Source organism: Pseudomonas sp. CFBP 5748 (assembly GCF_053850495.1).
The window spans coordinates 96,899-113,948 of record NZ_JBSPTN010000011.1; the positions used below are offsets into that span (position 1 = coordinate 96,899).

General features: G+C 56.7%; 14 protein-coding genes and 1 other RNA gene. 6 read left to right on the forward strand and 9 right to left on the reverse strand.

What is annotated here, in order from left to right; all coding sequences use genetic code 11:
• Window positions 1–5: 5 nt before the first annotated feature.
• Window positions 6–1,025, reverse strand: a complete 1,020-nt coding sequence (locus tag ACWNZ1_RS22775; RefSeq protein WP_456027912.1) for a hypothetical protein — start codon at window positions 1,023–1,025, stop codon at window positions 6–8.
• 543 nt (window positions 1,026–1,568) lie between these two features.
• Between ACWNZ1_RS22775 and ACWNZ1_RS22780 the strand changes: the two genes are divergently transcribed.
• Window positions 1,569–2,858: a hypothetical protein gene (locus ACWNZ1_RS22780; protein WP_095667579.1), complete on the forward strand. Its 1,290-nt coding sequence runs from the start codon at window positions 1,569–1,571 to the stop codon at window positions 2,856–2,858.
• Window positions 2,859–3,317: 459 nt separating this feature from the next.
• On the opposite strand, the gene ACWNZ1_RS22785 is transcribed toward ACWNZ1_RS22780, so the two are convergent.
• Entirely contained in the window at window positions 3,318–3,650 is a 333-nt protein-coding gene (locus ACWNZ1_RS22785) for a hypothetical protein (RefSeq protein WP_095669251.1), read from the reverse strand.
• Window positions 3,651–4,183: 533 nt separating this feature from the next.
• Here ACWNZ1_RS22785 and ACWNZ1_RS22790 point away from each other — a divergent pair.
• The 5 genes from ACWNZ1_RS22790 (at window position 4,184) to ACWNZ1_RS22810 (ending at window position 8,765) form a co-directional block, all read left to right on the forward strand.
• Complete coding sequence (locus ACWNZ1_RS22790; protein WP_095667578.1) at window positions 4,184–4,720, forward strand: LasR-specific antiactivator QslA; 537 nt, start codon at window positions 4,184–4,186, stop codon at window positions 4,718–4,720.
• Between the two features lie 1,068 nt (window positions 4,721–5,788).
• The gene (locus tag ACWNZ1_RS22795) at window positions 5,789–7,195 is read left to right on the forward strand and encodes a YfjI family protein (protein WP_095667577.1); all 1,407 of its coding nucleotides are present in this window, start codon (window positions 5,789–5,791) and stop codon (window positions 7,193–7,195) included.
• Window positions 7,182–7,535, forward strand: a complete 354-nt coding sequence (locus ACWNZ1_RS22800) for a hypothetical protein (RefSeq protein ID WP_095667576.1) — start codon at window positions 7,182–7,184, stop codon at window positions 7,533–7,535. The genes ACWNZ1_RS22795 and ACWNZ1_RS22800 overlap by 14 nt, the downstream gene beginning before the upstream one ends.
• Entirely contained in the window at window positions 7,519–8,499 is a 981-nt protein-coding gene (locus ACWNZ1_RS22805) for an integrase domain-containing protein (RefSeq protein WP_095667575.1), read from the forward strand. Before ACWNZ1_RS22800 ends, ACWNZ1_RS22805 begins: the two co-directional genes overlap by 17 nt.
• Window positions 8,496–8,765, forward strand: coding sequence for a hypothetical protein (locus tag ACWNZ1_RS22810; RefSeq protein WP_095667574.1), 270 nt, complete (start codon window positions 8,496–8,498; stop codon window positions 8,763–8,765). The genes ACWNZ1_RS22805 and ACWNZ1_RS22810 overlap by 4 nt, the downstream gene beginning before the upstream one ends.
• 146 nt (window positions 8,766–8,911) lie before the next feature.
• On the opposite strand, the gene ACWNZ1_RS22815 is transcribed toward ACWNZ1_RS22810, so the two are convergent.
• The 7 genes from ACWNZ1_RS22815 to ACWNZ1_RS22845 all read right to left on the reverse strand — a co-directional run bounded on the left by ACWNZ1_RS22815 (window position 8,912) and on the right by ACWNZ1_RS22845 (window position 17,047).
• The gene (locus ACWNZ1_RS22815) at window positions 8,912–10,168 is read right to left on the reverse strand and encodes an integrase domain-containing protein (protein WP_095667573.1); all 1,257 of its coding nucleotides are present in this window, start codon (window positions 10,166–10,168) and stop codon (window positions 8,912–8,914) included.
• Window positions 10,169–10,355: 187 nt separating this feature from the next.
• Window positions 10,356–10,753, reverse strand: a transfer-messenger RNA (tmRNA) gene (gene ssrA / locus ACWNZ1_RS22820).
• Window positions 10,754–10,848: 95 nt separating this feature from the next.
• A complete protein-coding gene (locus tag ACWNZ1_RS22825; protein WP_135843624.1) occupies window positions 10,849–11,139 on the reverse strand; it encodes a hypothetical protein in 291 nt (96 codons plus the stop codon).
• Window positions 11,140–11,287: 148 nt separating this feature from the next.
• Window positions 11,288–14,104 (reverse strand): FAD-binding and (Fe-S)-binding domain-containing protein, encoded by a 2,817-nt coding sequence (locus ACWNZ1_RS22830; protein WP_456027913.1) that lies wholly within the window; start codon window positions 14,102–14,104, stop codon window positions 11,288–11,290.
• Entirely contained in the window at window positions 14,101–14,772 is a 672-nt protein-coding gene (locus tag ACWNZ1_RS22835) for a LutC/YkgG family protein (RefSeq protein ID WP_456027914.1), read from the reverse strand. Before ACWNZ1_RS22835 ends, ACWNZ1_RS22830 begins: the two co-directional genes overlap by 4 nt.
• Window positions 14,769–16,226 carry a LutB/LldF family L-lactate oxidation iron-sulfur protein gene (locus ACWNZ1_RS22840; RefSeq protein ID WP_265072693.1) on the reverse strand — a complete coding sequence of 486 codons (1,458 nt, stop codon included), beginning with the start codon at window positions 16,224–16,226 and terminating at the stop codon, window positions 14,769–14,771. The genes ACWNZ1_RS22835 and ACWNZ1_RS22840 overlap by 4 nt, the downstream gene beginning before the upstream one ends.
• Complete coding sequence (locus ACWNZ1_RS22845) at window positions 16,223–17,047, reverse strand: (Fe-S)-binding protein (protein WP_135843628.1); 825 nt, start codon at window positions 17,045–17,047, stop codon at window positions 16,223–16,225. The genes ACWNZ1_RS22840 and ACWNZ1_RS22845 overlap by 4 nt, the downstream gene beginning before the upstream one ends.
• Window positions 17,048–17,050 lie beyond the last annotated feature (3 nt).

A 17,050-nucleotide genomic window follows, 5' to 3' on the forward strand; every position in this document is an offset into this window, starting at 1 on the left:
CCTCGCTAAGCGACTTCTAATAGACCATTGGTCGCTTTCACATGATTCACCACTGCTTCAGTGATTTGAGGAATACTCCACCCTTCGGCATTAATAATGGTGCTATCTGGATAATCGGCTTGTATGTGCAACACATGGTCATGCAGACATACAAACAACACGTCATTATTTTTTAGGCGTGCCTTGAGCTCTATTAAATATTCAGGTGCAGCCTCCGATCCCACCACCATGACACGCGGAGAAGCAAAATTCGCAATTGCAGAACGGTCAATTACGGCAACTGAACGGTTTGACGTGCGAATTGCTTCCAACCAAAAACCGTCTATTAACGATTCAGCCAAAGTGAATTGGTTCGTGTCGAAGATAATGTCCACAAGCTTTGGGAACCAGGCAACATAGCCGATGGCGGATGGTTTTAGCTCTTCAGTTGTAAAACATGCCCGAACCAATTCCTCAGCTAGTTTAGTCAGTTTTTTATCAACATACATCAACCTTGAAACTAGCTCATCGTATTCATGCTTTTGTACCGGGTGACTCAGGTGCAGTATCTCAACAGGATCAACATGACCGTTACCTTGGCTCGGTTTTAGGTCAAAGCGGGTCGCGACATAGGATCTGCGGAGCATCTGCAGTTGCTCATCTGAAACCTGACTGAGCGTAATGATCAGGAAACGTCTGCTCTTCCCTTGCACCTCGCCACGACCAATGGCCGCAGCCAGGCGACCATAGTACTTGGCCTTCTCGTTTTCCATATCTGCCATGCAACCTGACAGCAAAGCGGTGTAATCATCCGCTGTCAGGTGCTCCGTGACCTCCGGAGTAACCTCCCCAGCAAAGACGCTTTGGATGAATTCCTGGTAACGTTTTTCAGACCGGCGCTCCATCTGCGCAGCCGCTTGTTTACTAAGCAGCTGCAACCCTTCATAGCTCGCTGTCAGCAAACCTCCTCCGGGGAGCATTCCAATTCCAGCCTTGGCTGCGATGGAGATCAGTTCAGTGAGGGGGTGTTCGGCGTCCTTCGTCATTCCACGTCTCCAGTTGTATGGCTCGGCATTAACCATCGCTGAGCGTAGGCCAGCTGTGCGCGGTAAGCCATTCGACGTAGAGCTTTTCTTGGCTGCGGTGCTGACGGGTTCACAGGCAACACGGTTCCGACATTTAAAGCGAGCAAAAGTCATCCAAGCTGAAAGAGCTGAGCGCTGGCAGCCCGCCCCCGACATATATCAGGCACACCTCAAGGTGGATGCTCAGCACAACCTCGAATCCGCTAACACTCTGCGCGACCCTGAATCGTGATCGAGGCAGGTATCAATCAGGGATTGGTCAGTGCCAGCTTCTGGCCGATTTCTGCCGGTGGCGACAGGCAGAAAACGGCCAGGAGCGGCCGGTGGAAATTTTGCTGGATTTGCCTCTACGCAAGACATACGTGACATGACACGCCATCGCAAGGCGCAGAAGAGTACCACTATGATACCGTGCGCCGAGACCGGCGGTTCGTGTCAAGCTTTGCCTTAGTGTGTTGCGCCAAGGCTGCTACACGTTTCGCTAACACCAACAAGGAGTTGTTCATGCTTGATTCGCTGGCCCAAAACAGCACGGTCGCCTACTACTGTCATATGACGCAGACCATTCACTTAAAGCGCGTTGAGGAGGCAAACGTCAAGGCGTTCATGGCTGCATTGACAAGCGAAAGCCCTAAGGAAAATCTCGGTACAGTTACGGGATGTCAAACTATGCTACGGCCCTTGATTCACGAGTTACGACACTGGGCGGACATGAACTGTTCCGTTCGCGGTCTCAAAACCCTCAAACGAATCTTCGGCTTAGGGATGGCACTTCAGCCAAACAATCCACTCATTCCTCAACTCAAGAAAGACCTTGGACTAGCACACTTCATCGAACGCCACGACCATACAAATGGCATTGCTTATTACCCTTGGCGCTTTAGTTTGTCGATCAGCGTACCGATGTATCACGAGATGCTCGAGCACATTTCTCTCTGTTTTTTCTCAGGGCTAGATGTTAAGAAGGAGAAGATTCTGTTCAAAAGCCCGATCTATCTGGGTTCGATGCTCGAAACCTGCGCTACGTTCCAAGAAATGAGGGATGCAGTTCCGCTCATGGTTGGGCATGCCTCGTGGGCCGAGATGCAGGCAATGTTCATCCACGATGAACTTGAGTTTACGAAAGATCCAACTCAACCAGAGTATCATTCGATCGCGCATGCCTACGCTGCAGCCGGATGTGAGCAGGACTTAGTTTCAGCATTTTCTCTGGCATCTTCTGTTTGTACATTATTGCTGCATATGCCTGCAGGCATGCTTCTGGAAAGTTGTAAGCGCGCAGTTTATTGGGCCGAAAAGTACGACCCGCAGTCAAATATGAAAGACATTATGGAAATCTGCCCTGAGGCAGGATTGATTTATCACTTCTTGAGACTGATACATACGGCACGCCAAGGAAAGCCTCTCAAATTCGACGAAGACCTCGTGTTCGAGCTATTTCCCTACTGGAAAACTCAGCGCAGCTCTTTCTTCGAGCAGAGTCACGAGCAATTTAAGAAAAACGTTATCCAAGCTTCAGCGATCGGTCCGAACTATTTTCGCGATTCGATTCCAGCACTGATTGCTAACAATCAGTACATCCTGGAGCAGGAAAGCTTAGTCCCAACATTGATCAGGCTTCCCAAGCGCCCACCGATTATCTGTGGTGATGGCCATATTCTTACTGGTGCGCCTGAGTTCGACCAAGTTTTGCCTTTCTACGAGGACTTTCCTGTATCTGATGCTGAAGCTCTACTAAATCCCGAGAAGTTGCCCGTGGGTATCGTTCGCCGCGTTGTGCCGCGCTGGCAGTAAACGGAAAATTCTAAACTGGGAGTTTGCTAATTCCTTATTTCAAAACAATCCCATAGGGATAGGGCTTCTTTTGCGTCTATCCAAGAGTTTGTGAGTTCACTATGTTAGTTTGTGGGGCTATGCGAACCTGCGCACCGACAAAGCTATGTACGATGGAAAAGTTAGCGCGAAGGAATTCGTAAGTGTAATAGTGAAAGACGCAGATTTTTATATGAAAAAAATAAATCTGCCTCCTTTCCCGTCATGACCGCTTCTGGCCGGTTTCTGCCCGTCGCTATCCTCGGCGGCGGGGAGCTGGGGGTCAGTTAAGTATCGAGACTTTGGATGGAGCGTCAGTGTTAAATCCAGCCTGCGACATGATTAGCGTAACTGAGGTTTAAGGCCTTAATCGACACGAACTGGTCGGTCGGATGACCCGCGGTAACAGAAAGCAATTTAGTGCCAAATTAGAGGGGCCGCTCACATCGACTTGACCGATACAACTTCCACAAACCTGAATTTTTTTCTGGCCGTCTTTGTAGCTTCTTGCTCCGCAACTAGTGAGTTCAGCGTATCGGCCTCATGTACCATCTCGTGCATTTTGCCTTCAAATTCATTTCCCACCCGCAGCGTGACTCTCAGCCTGGGCGTGAAGCCTTTTGAGACTTTCTTTTTCTTCGCTGCGTTTACCGGTTGTACCATCACGACATCCGCGACGGTGTCTTGCACGTTTGTGTTAAATGCTGGCGCAGGGGACTGAGAATAACCGAATAGCGCCCGGCGCATCTCTTCTTCCGTCAATTCTGTATTCATAACATTTCTCAGAAGGGCGTTATGTACAACCATGCCGATTCTATCAGCGTGGTCGGACTCTGCATTATTCGTCGCTAGGTCAGACCTGAAGCGGTGGAGGGCCACCAGTCACCGTCGAGCGTCATCATCTGGCTGGCAGCTTCATTCGATGTATAGCTTATTGATACTGCATGCTTGTGTTGTCACTGCTTCACATTTACGCTTTGTCCCGTCACGGTCAATCCCGTGGCCGGGTGTCAGAACCTGAATTGTTCGAGGCGCATAGCGCCATAGCCAGCTATTAAGTGCTTACATAGGCTTAGCTGCTGCTTTTCTATGGCGGTCCGTGCGGGGCAGGCTTCGGCCTGGCCGGTTCCCTCGGACGCCGGTTTCTGACCCCCGTACGGTCCGCCACCCATTTCGTGTCAGAACGGCTGGGTGGACGGCTCCTTAATTGTCCGAGGAGATAAGGAAAATGACCTGTCCCCCTTTTAAGCTCGTGCGCCACCCTGGCCAAATGATTCAAGCTGCACAATATCTCGGAGGACTCCGCGATGTTTGATCTTTCGCTTCTCATTGGCCTACCCAAACCCAACAGCATCGATACTTCATCGCTTACCCCTGAAGATGCCGCGATTAAACTACGGCAGGCTGCAATACTTCGGCTTAATGGAGCACAGAGCGTCCTGCTTCATTTTCCACAGGATGTTGAGCTGGCGGTAGAGCTGTTGGATGACGCGGCTGTATTGTTCGACAAGGCGTTTCGATGTTTGTCCGGTATCCCAGCTCAGCGCGTTCATCAACAGGTTGGTGAGTACGTCTCTGTCCCTTCAGCTGAAGGCCGTCCTGGTCTTCGAACACCATGGGGCAATGAATTCCGCCCGATGATTGAGGACGGCGTTCGGTGCGCTGAGACCTGGCTCGATGGCTCATCATTGCCGCTGTGGTGGGCACTAGCGCAAAACCGAAAGCATCATCGTCCAGGTGATCCCCAAGAAGCATTTGAAGCAGGTTTTCTGCTGCGATTGCAGCAAACGCTGATCATGCGACGTGATGCAGTCACTTCCCAGTCAACCAGCATCGATGCCTGAGTTTGTAATTGACGTTTGAGACTTTGCTTTTCCCGCCAAACCCTCCGATTAAGCGATCTTTGATCGCGCCGATCGGAGGGTTCACTCGGTTTTCCTTGCAGCCACCGCGTTCCCCTCTTTCATTTCAAATTTGATCAGCGCCAGCCTTCTTTTACCCGTCAGTAATTGCTCGTAATCTGTATCGGGCGCAGGGCCATTTCAGTGTCAAAGCGGATCCTTTCGTTGGGCATGGATATAGGTATGGCGACAGCGGCGACAGTGGCGACAACTCGCGTATAACGTGGTCTGGAGCATGGCGACAGAAGTGGCGACAGTCGCCACTTTCTCAGCGCATTGGCGGTGCCGCTTGACCGCCTTTTCGAGTGGGTATAACAATTGGCGCACGGATCGCTGTCGTTGACAGCACCTGCCCAGGTAGCCAGAACCTTTAAGGCTACGCCACTCGCGTGGTGGTTCTTCCCCAAGTGCGATTAGCGTCCGGCGGCTCGCACGGTCACTCCCAAGAGTGATGGATGCCTACTCGACCAATCTGCCTACTGCGGCAGACGATGGACCTTCCTCGCTGCACTGCAGCCACCTCACCTCTCGGCACACTTCGCTGCGCCAATCCGCGCCCGTCTCTTTCTTCTGGAAAGAGACGGGCGCTCGTACCACTGCTGCAAGCCACGTCGTACAGGGCATTGCCGCAACTCTCCTCGTGACAATCGACCTGACAAATCCGATTCGTCGCCATCCGCAACGACACAGGCACCGGTGCCGCAGCCCATGGAAAGGCTGCATCTGACTGACAGTCAGGCATGCCCCAGGTGTCCATGTCGTTGCCTTCTCCTACTCCAGATCTCCAGGTGCCGAACTCGTCAGTCGGCACAGCCTCTACCCGCCCGCATCTTCGGATGCGACTAAGGAGGCCAGATTCATGGGGTTATGCCCTCGCTCCCGGTTGTAAGGAGCCGTTCGTTCCGCGTCAGTGAACACCTCACAGGCCGCAGGGGCCTTGATCCCTGATAACACTCAACAGTCGTGGCGGGACTACGTGAGGACAACTAGCCATCACCGAGGAGAGGGCCCATGCAGCAGTTAGATCCGAAGCTTGAACTACCACGACCACCTCAACCGTTGATTGAGTCGAACCCCGTGCCCCAGCCTTATCCGGTGCAGGCACTGGGTGGGATTCTTGGGCCTGCGGTAGAGCGAATGGCCGAGGTCATCGGCGTGCCCCAGGCATTGGCCGCGCAATCAGTGTTGGCTGCCTCGGCGCTGGCCACTCAAGGTCATGCGGGCTTACAGCTCGACGGGAGAAATTATCCCCTGTCGCTGTACTTGATCACGGTGGCCGCGTCAGGTGATCGCAAGACCGCCGCAGACCGATGTGCCTTGCTGCCGGCACGGCAATGGGAGCGTGAACAGTGGCAGCGCTATCGCGAACAACTTGCTCGGTACCGTGCCGCACAGCGACAAGCGCAGCGTATCAATCCTGCCGATCCCGCCCCCACAAACAGCGTACCGCTCGAAGCGGAGCCCTCAGCCCCTAGACTGATCACCACCGACCCGACTATCGAGGCCCTGATCAAGGGGCTCTGTCATGACCTGCCTAGCATGGGGCTGTTCTGTGATGAGGGCGGGCAATTCCTCGGCAGCAGCACCATGAGTCGGGATCACCGTTTGAAAGCGGTCACGACCTTGTCGTTACTCTGGGATGGGAGCCCGATTGATCGTGCTCGCTCCATGGCCGGCGAAAGCCTGCGAGCCTACGACCGACGCCTGAGCCTGCACTTGATGCTGCAACCGTATTTGGCCATGCAGTTACTCAGTGACCCGTTACTGCAAGGGCAAGGCATCCTCGGCCGCTGCCTGATGACCTGGCCCACCAGCCTGGCTGGACAACGTAGTTATCAGGCTGTCGACTTGTCCAAAGATGCCGCCCTAAAGCGCTATCACCACCGCCTTTCGGCGCTGTTTCATCAGCCCTGGTCACTTACCTCTGACGGTGCCCTGCGGCTGTCACCGCTGAGCCTCAGTCCACTGGCTCGTCGTCGGTGGATTGATTTGCATGATGCCATCGAAGCTCAGCTGGGTGAGTTTGGCGAGCTGGCCAGCGTGCGGCCCAGCGGATCGAAGGCCGCCGACAACCTGCTGCGCGTCGCCGGCATCCTGGCAGTGGTGGAGGAGAGCAGTGTCGTGGACGTCGACCATATCCAACGGGCCTCCACCTTGGTGGGCTACTACCTCACCGAGATCCAGCGCCTGACCGAACAGGAACCGGTGTGCCGGGTAAAAGAAGAGGCGGACCGGCTGCTGCGCTGGCTGCAGGTCAAGAATTGGAAACGCTTCAGTATTCGAGAGCTGAATCGCAACGGTCCCCGCTTTGCCCGTAAGAGCAGTCGCTATGCCGCCAAGCTGCTGGTCGAGTTAATTGATCATCAGTGGCTGATCACCGACGGGCATACCTTCGAGGTGCGCCATGTTCAATCTTGATGAAGCGCTGCGCAACCATCTGGCTCAGCGCCAAAAGGAGCCGAAAGCGCGGTTTGTCGCCGCGACTGTCGCCACTTTGTCGCCACGCTCAAAGCCAAGCAGGACAAGGGCTGTCGCCGGTGTCGCTGGTGTCGCCACCACCCGTAAAGCTATCACCTCGACGACAGCCATCATCCAATGCTTGAAAGAGGCGGGCGCACATCTCTACGTCACCGACAACACGCTGTGTTTTCGCCCGACTGATTGGGCTCAGTTCGCGATTGTAAGTGCGCACTGGCGAGCCCTTTTGCATGATCTCGCAGCAGCCGATCAGGAACAGAAAAATGGCTCGGGTCGGTAAGCGAACAGGGCGCAATTTCGGCTTCGGTCGCCAGCTCAGCTATGCCGGACCGCAAGCACTGAAAGACCTGTTTGGCGACGGCCATTTTGCTTCCGTCAAAGCCCATAGTGATCGCTGGCAGGCCTTCGTGCGTTGGTGTCTATCCGAGGAAGGGCCCAGGCTCAATGATGCGCGACAGATCGACCGCGAAGTCCTAATGCGGTACGCCGCCCACGTGCGGGAGCAGGTTGATCAGGGCAACGTCAGCATCGCCACCGCGCAGAACCGACTGTCCAGCGTGAACCGAACGATGGCTGCGCTGCGCGGTGATCAATACGTCAAAATCCCGAGTCCGAGCAAGGCGCTTGGCTTGCAGCGCTCAGGCGTGCGTAGTGAGGCGCCACAAGGCCAAGACCGTGTGCAGGTCAGGCTGATTGCGCAAGCGCTGTCAGAGCGACAGCAACTGAGGGTGAGTGCCATCGTGCTCCTCGCTCGGGAGACCGGCATGCGCCTGCGTGAAGCGATCTTGGCGGACTTGCCCCGGCTGCAACGTGAGGCTCGGCTACTGGGCAAGATCAATATCCAGGACGGCACCAAAGGCGGTCGATCAGGCGCATCGGCACCGCGTTGGATTGCGGTCACGGATCAAGTTCGTGGCGCCCTCGACAGGGCCAGCGAGGCCTCACCCAAGGGCAGTAGGAATCTGTTAACACCTGATGAAAGCTACAAAGATTTCTTACAGACAATCGTACGACCGGCGCGGGACATCATGCATGAGCATGGATTGAAAGGCTTTCATGAACTGCGGGCGGCTTACGCCTGTGAGCGCTATGAACAACTGACCGGCTTCTCCGCGCCCATCAATGGCGGTCTTGGTCAACGAGAGGATCGAGCACTCGATCAGCGTGCACGTCAGCAGATCAGCCACGAGTTGGGGCATAACCGCATCGACGTGGTGAGTGCCTACATCGGAGGTCGTCGATGAAGTCCGAGTTCGATATGGCGTTGTTTCTGAGCCCCGTGCTCAAAGGTGCGCATGCCACGCGGGAGCGGCATATCAGGCAGGCAGAAAGGATGCACGAGGCGATTCGTGAGCGCTGGAGTTGTGCGACCCCTTGGTCCTGGAAGGAAAAGCACACCAGATGGTTTTTAGAGCACTACCTGCGTTGCTCAGCACCAGCGACCATCTATTACTATGAGTTAACAGCAGGACTGATCCGCCGCAGAAAGGCGCAACTCGTGGTTGTCTGATAGACCTTTAAGCGTGAGCCCCTAAGTACGGGAATGCGGAGCCTTCCCATACTTAGGGGCTTGGCCGAAGAAGCGCAGGCATGCGGCTGATTTAGCGACAGTCGCCACTTCAGTCGCCCTGCTGCACGGCACGAATTGTCGCCTGCTCAGCGTATCGGCACGACGTTACGATCCCTGGTTTGATTGATGGCGGATGCCGACAGGCTGCCGGTGGCTGCCTTCTGGATATGTTCACTCCACCAGGCCATCATCGGACGCCGGCGTTCGATGTAATCCGCCCGGTTGTAGGCGCTTCGAACTTCGTCTTTATCGACATGCGCCAGCGCGACTTCGATTAGCTCCGGATCCCACCCATGCTCATTCAGAATTGTGCTGGCCATGGAGCGCATGCCGTGGCTGACTAAGCGGTCCTGAAAGCCCATTCGTTTCAATGCCATGTTGGCTGTCTGGCTATTCGCGTGGGTGCGCGGATTTCTATCTGACGGGAACACATATTCCCTGTGGCCGCTATGGGGCTTAAGCGTCTCCAATAACGAGAGTGCATGTTCGGTCAGCGGAATTGTGTGCGGACGACGCTTTTTCATTCGCTCCGGAGGGATGGTCCAGATGCGTTTTTCGAAGTCGATGTCTGCCCATCGGGTAGTCGCCGCTTCGGCAGGGCGGGTCATAGTGTGTAGCTGCCATTCGATCAGGCAGCGGGTCGTCCGCTTGATGCTGGCGTTCGCGATTTCCATCATGAGCTCCGGAAGCTCATCTGGTGGTAGCGCTGCCATGTTCTCTTTCTTAGGTTTCTTGAACACCGCTCGAATGCCGCTGAGAGGGTTGGCAAAGATCATTCCGGAATTGACCCCGTAGGTCATGATCTCGTTAAGGCGCTGGCTCACTCGCTTAACTGTCTCGAGGCTGCCTTTGGCCTCAATCGGGCGAAGGAGCTTGATGACCATTGGGGCGCTGACTTCGGAGAGAGGCGTTGATTTCATGCTCGGAAAAACATGCAGTGTTAGGGAGCGCCAAATGTCTTCGGCATACGCCGGCGTGACGGAATCCTTCTTCAGCTCGAACCAGGCGGTGGCCACGTTCTCGAAGGTGTGTTCCGTTTCCGCTCGTTTGGCTTCCTGTAGCTCATTGCGCTGAGCTTTTGGGTCGATGCCCTGTGCAAGCAGCTCTCTGGCCTCAACAGTTTTCTTCCTGGCTTGCGCAAGAGAAACCTCGGGATAAGAGCCGAGTGCCATGTTGATTCGATTCTTGGTGATGGGATGCCGGTAGTTGAAATTCCACTGCATCGAGCGATTGACCCTGACTCGCAGTTGGAGCCCGTCGCCATCCGTGAGGACGTAATCCTTGTCTTTCGGTTTGACCGCCTTGAGCTGGCGGTCGGAGAGGCGGGTGGTTTGAGCGCACATGAGAAGTACTCCATGACACCTTTTGGTATTCCCAAGATTAGCGCCGGGTAGCCGGGAATACCATTGGGAATACCAAACTGCCTGGAACTCAAAAAGCCTGGAAAGCCTCCCGTGGCCCTGAAACCCCCGTATTTACTGGATTTCAGGCACAAAAAAAGACGTCCGTGGACGTCTTTAGATGATGAAGTGGTGGAGCCGGGGGGATTTGAACCCCCGTCCGCCAGTACTCCGCTGTCGGTACTACATGCGTAGCCGTGTCTATTAAGTTAACCCTCAGCGACCCGACGGGCAGGGTGCTTTGGGCGAGTTGTGTAAGTTTTAGCCGCTTCGTCCACAACGTACTGCACGGCGATTCTGTTCTATATGACAATCACTTTGGGTTTACAGACATCCCCTGGTGATTGCTGGACCCGAAGGTACCAGAAGCTCAGGATCTAAGGCTGCTTACGCAGCGAGAGAGAATTCCTGGCCGTAGTTTTCGTCATTGGCAACTATAAGAAGTTGCAACAGTGGATTTACGAGTTCTGTTACCAACTCGGCATGCACCTAAAGTTTCGCAACCGGCGTCGAATCCTAAACGGCCCCGAACCTGTCGCTTCGTGAATCTGCTGAAGCGCCAGGCATTTGCAGTGTACGCCAATCCGCGTCGAAGGCCAACCCGAAGGTTGGCCGGGCGCGAGTTACTGCTGACCGCCTTTGGTGTTGTTCTGTAGCTTCTGGATAGCCTGGGTGGTCAGCGAGATGCAGTTCTTGGTGCCTTCTTCGGTGCCTTTGGCTTGCTCGGCCGAGGCCTGTCCGACGGTCGCGTCAATATCGGTCTTCAAGCCTTCGCTCATTTGTTCGGTACTGACCTTGGCGTCCTTGATTTTCTGCAGATTGATCTGGCAAAGGTCTGCCTGGCTATCTGCAAACACCGGAGAGGCCAACATCGCAGCGGAAATGAACAAGCCAGCAAATGCAATGTGCTTCATGTGTATCTCCTTGAACGTATGGTCTCGGCGCTGCCGGAGGGTCGCGGCCAGGCCCGAGTCGGTTGAGGGCCCGACACCGTCGGGCCTATTCAAGTGACTACCGCGAAACGCAGGAATTCGATTTTTCTTCGAGTCCTCTAGGGCGTCCCTATACGTTGACGGGTTTGGGGCGGGTGACGCGGTCCACCAGATACACCAAACCGTGGTAGTCGATTTCACCGTGGTGTGTCAGACCGATCTCGCACGTGCGGCTGGTGGAAATCCCCTCGGTGCAGTACTGAACCGCGTCTTTGAGGGTTCGCAGTGAGTGGGCGTTGAGCTCAGGGGTGGTGAAGCCTTTATCACCGGCAAAACCACAGCAATGGATGCCTTCCGGTATCACGACGTTCTTGCTGCATTGGCGCGCCAGATCAATCAGTGCCTGGCTTTCGCCCAGATGTTGGGTGCTGCAAGTGACGTGTATGGCAATGGGCTCATCCTGGGGGGTGAATTCGAGACGCTCCATCAGATGCGTACGGATGAAGCGCACCGGATCGTACAGGTCCAGGCGAACATTCCCCAGGTCCTGGACCAGGCGCAGTGTGCAGGGGCTGGTGTCGCAATAAATCGGATCGAGCCCGCCGCGACTGGCGTGCAGCAGGGCGCCGATCAGTTCCTGGCGTTTGTGTTCGGCTTGTTCGGCATAGCCTTTGGATGCGAAGGGCTGGCCGCAGCAGAGGTTGTCGACGTTGTCGGGAAAGACGACTTGATAGCCGGCCTTTTCCAGCAGCCTTTGGGTTTTTTCGTACAGTGACATCTGCTCTTTATCCCCGGCCGCCGGGCCCATCACCCGCGACACGCAGGCCGCCAGGTACACCACTCGTGGGCGTTCGTCGGATACGGCGGGGCTGAAGCGGATGGCCTTCTCCGGTTGGGGCATGGCGTTGGTCCATTGTGGGACCTGGCCCTTCGACAACCGCGTCAGATTGGCTGACAGGCGAGCCAATCGCGGTGCGCCCAACAGCATTCGTGCGCCGTTGGCAACGTGCAGGGTAAAGCGAGCCCCTTGCAGGGTTGTGGCGAAATTGCTTGCAAGCCAATCGGCGGTTTTCGTACGCGTTGCGGTACGACTGCGAAGCTTTTTCACCAATTCCCCGGTATTGATGCCTACCGGGCAACGTTGTGCGCACAAGCCCGTGGCGGCGCAGGTATCGATGCCTTGGTATTGGTAGGCACGTTCCAGTTCGATGGTGTCGATGCCTGCGCGTTTCTTCGCCTGAATGTCACGCCAGATCACGATGCGCTGGCGCGGGCTCAAGGTCAGGTCCTTGGACGGACACACGGGCTCGCAGAAACCGCACTCGATGCACTTGTCCACAATCTCATCGGCGGCTGGCAGCGGCTTGAGATGTTTGAGGTGGATCTGCGGATCCTCACTGAGCACCACATCCGGGTTGAGGATCCCGTTGGGATCGAGCAGGCGCTTGAGCTGCCACATCAATTGATAGGCATCGCTGCCCCATTCCAGCTCGACGAACGGCGCCATGTTGCGCCCGGTGCCGTGTTCGGCTTTCAGCGAACCGCCGAATTCCACCGCCACCAACTGCGCCACGTCATCCATGAACGCCTGGTAGCGTGCGACTTCTTCAGGGTTGTTGAAGCCTTGAGTGAAGACGAAGTGCAGATTGCCTTCCAACGCGTGTCCGAAAAGGATCGCTTCGTCGTAGTGATGTTTGTCGAACAGCTCGATCAGGCGATTCACGCCAATGGCCAGTTGTTCCACCGGAAAGGTCACGTCTTCGATGATCACCGTGGTGCCGGTTTTGCGTACCGCGCCCACCGCTGGAAAGGTGTCCTTGCGAATCGCCCAGAGCCGGGCGTTTTCCCGCGGGTCTTCGGTAAAATCGACCTGTTTTTCCACCGGGAAACCGGCCAGCGAAGCCATGATCCGGGTCAGTTGCTCTTGGAGCAAAGACGAAGAAGCTGCGCGGGATTCGATCAATAGGGCGCAGGCATTGATCGACAAATGCTGTACGAAATCCGGCATGCCCGGTTTGTCCTGCACCGAGCGCAGGCTGCGGCGGTCGAGCAGCTCCACGGCCGATACCGGTTGGCTTTTCAGCACGGTGACCGCGTTGCAGCAGGTTTCCACATCGGGGAAGACGATCAGCGCCGAGGCTTTGTTCGGGTGGTCGATGACGGTGTTGTAGGTCACCGCGCTGATGAAGCCGAGGGTGCCTTCGGAGCCCACCAACAAATGGCTCAAGATATCCACAGGCTCGTCGAAATCCACCAGGGCATTGAGTGACAGGCCGGTGGTATTTTTCAGACGGTATTTGTGGCGAATTCGCGCAGCCAGTTCGGTGTTGGCGCGGGTTTCGCGGCCCAGAGTCGCCAGGCGTTCCAGCAGTTCGCCGTGGCTTGTACGAAAAGCCGCCACGCTGGTGTCGTCCTCGGTATCCAGGCGGGTGCCATCGGCCAGTACCAGACGGATACCGGCCAAGGTGTGATAGGTGTTCTGTGCGGTGCCGCAGCACATGCCGCTGGCGTTGTTGGCGACGATGCCGCCGATTTTGCAGGCGTTGATCGAGGCTGGATCAGGGCCGATCTTGCGCCCGAACGGCGCCAGCCAGGCGTTGGCCTGGGCGCCAATCACACCGGGCTGCAAACGGATCTGTGTGCCTTGCTGACGAATCTCGCGACCGTTCCAGTTATCCCCCAGCACAATCAGCACCGAGTCGCTGATGGCTTGGCCAGACAAGCTGGTGCCAGCCGCACGGAAGGTGACGGGCACCTTATCGCGCTGGGCCAGTTGTAGCAGCGTGACCACTTCGTCCTCGCTTTCGACCCGTACCACCAGTTTCGGAATCAGCCGATAGAAACTGGCGTCGGTGCCGAAGGCCAAGGTCGACAGTGGATCGTCGAAACGTCGCTTTTGCGGGATCAGTTGCTGTACATCGCGCAGGAATGGGGCCGGAAGAGTCATTGGTCCTCCAGAATCAAGACCACCAGATCCTTTGGACCATGGGCGCCGTAGGCCAGGACTTGTTCGATGTCGGCGGTTTTCGACGGGCCCGACACCAGCAGGGCGTTGGTGGGCATGCCTTGGGCCCATTCGAATTCCTGTTGCACTTCATAGAAGTTGTCGCGGATTTCACTGGCCTTGAGCAGGGCGAAATGCATCGGCGGTACCAGGCTCATCAGCCGTGGTTCTTCTCGCGTCGGCCAGAGAATCAGGCTACCGGTGGCGGCGATGGCGCCGAGGGTTCCGGTCAGGCTGGCGGGGGTGTCGTTGAACAGTTCGGCTTTCCATTCCTCTACCGGCCGGTCGTAGTACTTGAGGGCCGGCAGGTCCGGATTGTTCGCCCAGAACTGTGTGATTTTTTGCCCGTGCGCTGTGGTCGGGGCGATGAGCAAACTCGGCAGCTGACGGTCACGCAGCAATTGCGCCAGCAGCGCCGGCCAGCCTTCGCCGGACGTCAGGTGGATTTCGGTGTGCACCGCTTCCATCAATTTGCGCAATTGTGGGATGCGTTCCTCGGGCGCGTAGCGGTAGGTTTGCGTCACCAGATCGACATCGAAGTTGTCGGCAACCGGCGTGGTGCCGGTCAGACTTTTGCGCAGCTTGGCGAGGATATTGTTTTTGGCGCTCATCGGCGGTCTCCCTGCTGGTTCAGGTGTTCGCGGGCCAGGTCATGCAATGAGCGGGCGGCGGGTTTGGGGGCGCTGTGGTTTTGGGTCCACGGGCCGATGTTTTTGGGCGTCAGGGCGCGCAAGCGGGTGGCGAAAAAACCGAATAGCCGATACAGCCGCGGCGAACTGTTGAGCCGGGCCCAGGCATTCCAGATGAAGCGTTCCTTGGGCGAGAATTTGCTGCCCTGGCCGCGCATTACCTGGTTCGGGCTGTTGGGCGCCTTGACGTTTTCTTCGCGCAGCCGCCGCAGCAGGGCGGGGATCGGAATCTTCACCGGGCACACTTCACCGCAGGCGCCGCATAAGGAAGAGGCGCTCGGGTGGTCTGGCACTTTGGCCAGGCCGACCATGTGCGGCGTGATGATTTTTCCGATAGGCCCCGGGTAAACCTCACCGTAGGCATGGCCGCCGATTCGGGTATAGACCGGGCAATGATTCATACAAGCGCCGCAGCGAATGCAGTTCAGGGTCTGGCGCAATTCGCTGTCGGCAAACGCCTGGCTGCGACCGTTGTCCAGCAGCACCAGGTGGACTTCCTGGGGACCGTCCAGTTCGTTGGCCTTGCGCGGGCCGGAGATCATGTTGACGTAGGTGGTGATGGGCTGGCCGAGGGCCGAACGGGTCAGCAGCGACAGTAGCGGCACGACATCGCGCAGGTTCTCTACGACTTTTTCGATGCCGGTCACGGCGATGTGCACCGGCGGCACGGTGGTGGACATCCGCCCGTTGCCTTCGTTTTCCACCAGCAACAGCGTGCCGGTTTCGGCGACGGCGAAGTTGACGCCCGAGACGCCGACGTCGGCCTCGAAGAATTTCTGCCGCAATACCTTGCGACCGATCTGAATGAGTTGGTCAACGTCCTTGGTGTACTCCACGCCGAGTTTGTCGTGGAACAAGGACGCGACCTGACCGGCGTTCTTGTGGATCGCCGGCATAATGATGTGTGAAGGCTTCTCGTGATCGAGCTGGACGATGTACTCCCCCATGTCGGATTCGAGACATTCAATGTCCCGAGCCTCGAGGAAATGGTTCATCTCCATCTCTTCGCTGACCATCGATTTGCCCTTGATCACTTGCCGCGCCTCGTGAGCACGGATGATCGAGAGGACGATGCCATTGGCCTCGTCCACCGTTTCCGCCCAGTGCACGTTCACACCGTTGCGGGTCAGGTTGGTTTCAAGTTGCTCGAGCAGGTCGGGCAGCTTGGATAACGCGCGGGCGCGGACGGCATTGCCGAGCACTCGCAGGTGTTCTCTTTCGTGGGCATCGCTGAAAGACGTTGCCCGTTTGGTCATCAGTGAATCCATCGCGCTGCGAAAGTTGTTTCGCAGTTGCGTGTCGTCCAAAGCCTTGTGGGCTCGGGCGCGAAAATCTTCCTGCACCTCTACAGTCGGGATCAGCGTCGGCGTGCTCATGCAACACCTCCGGTACGCTGCCAGAGGAAGCTCGCCAGATGCTGGCCGCGTAACGCCTCCTGCTGTTTTTCCAGTGCGCCGTTGATGTTCATCAGGCAGCCGCAATCGGCACTGATGACCTTGTGCGCGCCGGATTCCTTCAGCGCCCGGGTCTTGTCGGCCACCATCGCGCCGGAAATATCCGGCATGCGCACGCTGAACGTGCCACCAAAGCCACAGCATTCACTTTCATGGCTGTGCTCGACGCGCTCCACGTTGCGCAGCTGTGCCAATAACGCACGGCCATGCAGGTGGGTGTTCATTTCACGCCGGGCCGAGCAGGACGTGTGCAACGCGATTTTCACCGGCGCGCCGCTGTCCTGCAGCTGCACCTTGCAGACAAACAGCAGGAATTCGGCCAATTCATAGGTCCGGGCCGCCAGGGCCTGGACCTGTTTGAGCGTGTCGGGCTCATCCTTGAACAGGTCGGCGTAATGCTCGCGCAGCATGCCGGCGCAGGAGCCCGAGGGCACCACCACCGGATAATCGCCGGCAAACAGGGCCAGTTGCGCTCGCGCTACCGTCCGCGCCTGCTCGGTGTATCCCGAGGTGTAGGCCGGTTGACCGCAGCAACTTTGTCCTTGCGGGTACTCCACCCGGATCCCTTCGCGCTCCAGCAGATGAATCGCATCCATCCCGGCTTCGGGATAGAACAGATCCACCACACATGTTCCGAACAGATAGACCCGTTGCGGTTTTTCGCTGGGGTACTGCCGAGGCTCGGGCAATGGCGGGGCGACTCGGGTCGCGTTCGGCACGGCGTTATAAAAAAGCTCGCTCATCAG

Bases quoted from the DNA above. Each gene is read 5' to 3' on its own strand.
- ACWNZ1_RS22775 (WP_456027912.1), bottom strand. From the start codon at position 1,025: ATGACGAAGGACGCCGAACACCCCCTCACTGAACTGATCTCCATCGCA.
- ACWNZ1_RS22780 (WP_095667579.1), top strand. From the start codon at position 1,569: ATGCTTGATTCGCTGGCCCAAAACAGCACGGTCGCCTACTACTGTCAT.
- ACWNZ1_RS22785 (WP_095669251.1), bottom strand. From the start codon at position 3,650: ATGAATACAGAATTGACGGAAGAAGAGATGCGCCGGGCGCTATTCGGT.
- ACWNZ1_RS22790 (WP_095667578.1), top strand. From the start codon at position 4,184: ATGTTTGATCTTTCGCTTCTCATTGGCCTACCCAAACCCAACAGCATC.
- ACWNZ1_RS22795 (WP_095667577.1), top strand. From the start codon at position 5,789: ATGCAGCAGTTAGATCCGAAGCTTGAACTACCACGACCACCTCAACCG.
- ACWNZ1_RS22800 (WP_095667576.1), top strand. From the start codon at position 7,182: ATGTTCAATCTTGATGAAGCGCTGCGCAACCATCTGGCTCAGCGCCAA.
- ACWNZ1_RS22805 (WP_095667575.1), top strand. From the start codon at position 7,519: ATGGCTCGGGTCGGTAAGCGAACAGGGCGCAATTTCGGCTTCGGTCGC.
- ACWNZ1_RS22810 (WP_095667574.1), top strand. From the start codon at position 8,496: ATGAAGTCCGAGTTCGATATGGCGTTGTTTCTGAGCCCCGTGCTCAAA.
- ACWNZ1_RS22815 (WP_095667573.1), bottom strand. From the start codon at position 10,168: ATGTGCGCTCAAACCACCCGCCTCTCCGACCGCCAGCTCAAGGCGGTC.
- ACWNZ1_RS22825 (WP_135843624.1), bottom strand. From the start codon at position 11,139: ATGAAGCACATTGCATTTGCTGGCTTGTTCATTTCCGCTGCGATGTTG.
- ACWNZ1_RS22830 (WP_456027913.1), bottom strand. From the start codon at position 14,104: ATGACTCTTCCGGCCCCATTCCTGCGCGATGTACAGCAACTGATCCCG.
- ACWNZ1_RS22835 (WP_456027914.1), bottom strand. From the start codon at position 14,772: ATGAGCGCCAAAAACAATATCCTCGCCAAGCTGCGCAAAAGTCTGACC.
- ACWNZ1_RS22840 (WP_265072693.1), bottom strand. From the start codon at position 16,226: ATGAGCACGCCGACGCTGATCCCGACTGTAGAGGTGCAGGAAGATTTT.
- ACWNZ1_RS22845 (WP_135843628.1), bottom strand. From the start codon at position 17,047: ATGAGCGAGCTTTTTTATAACGCCGTGCCGAACGCGACCCGAGTCGCC.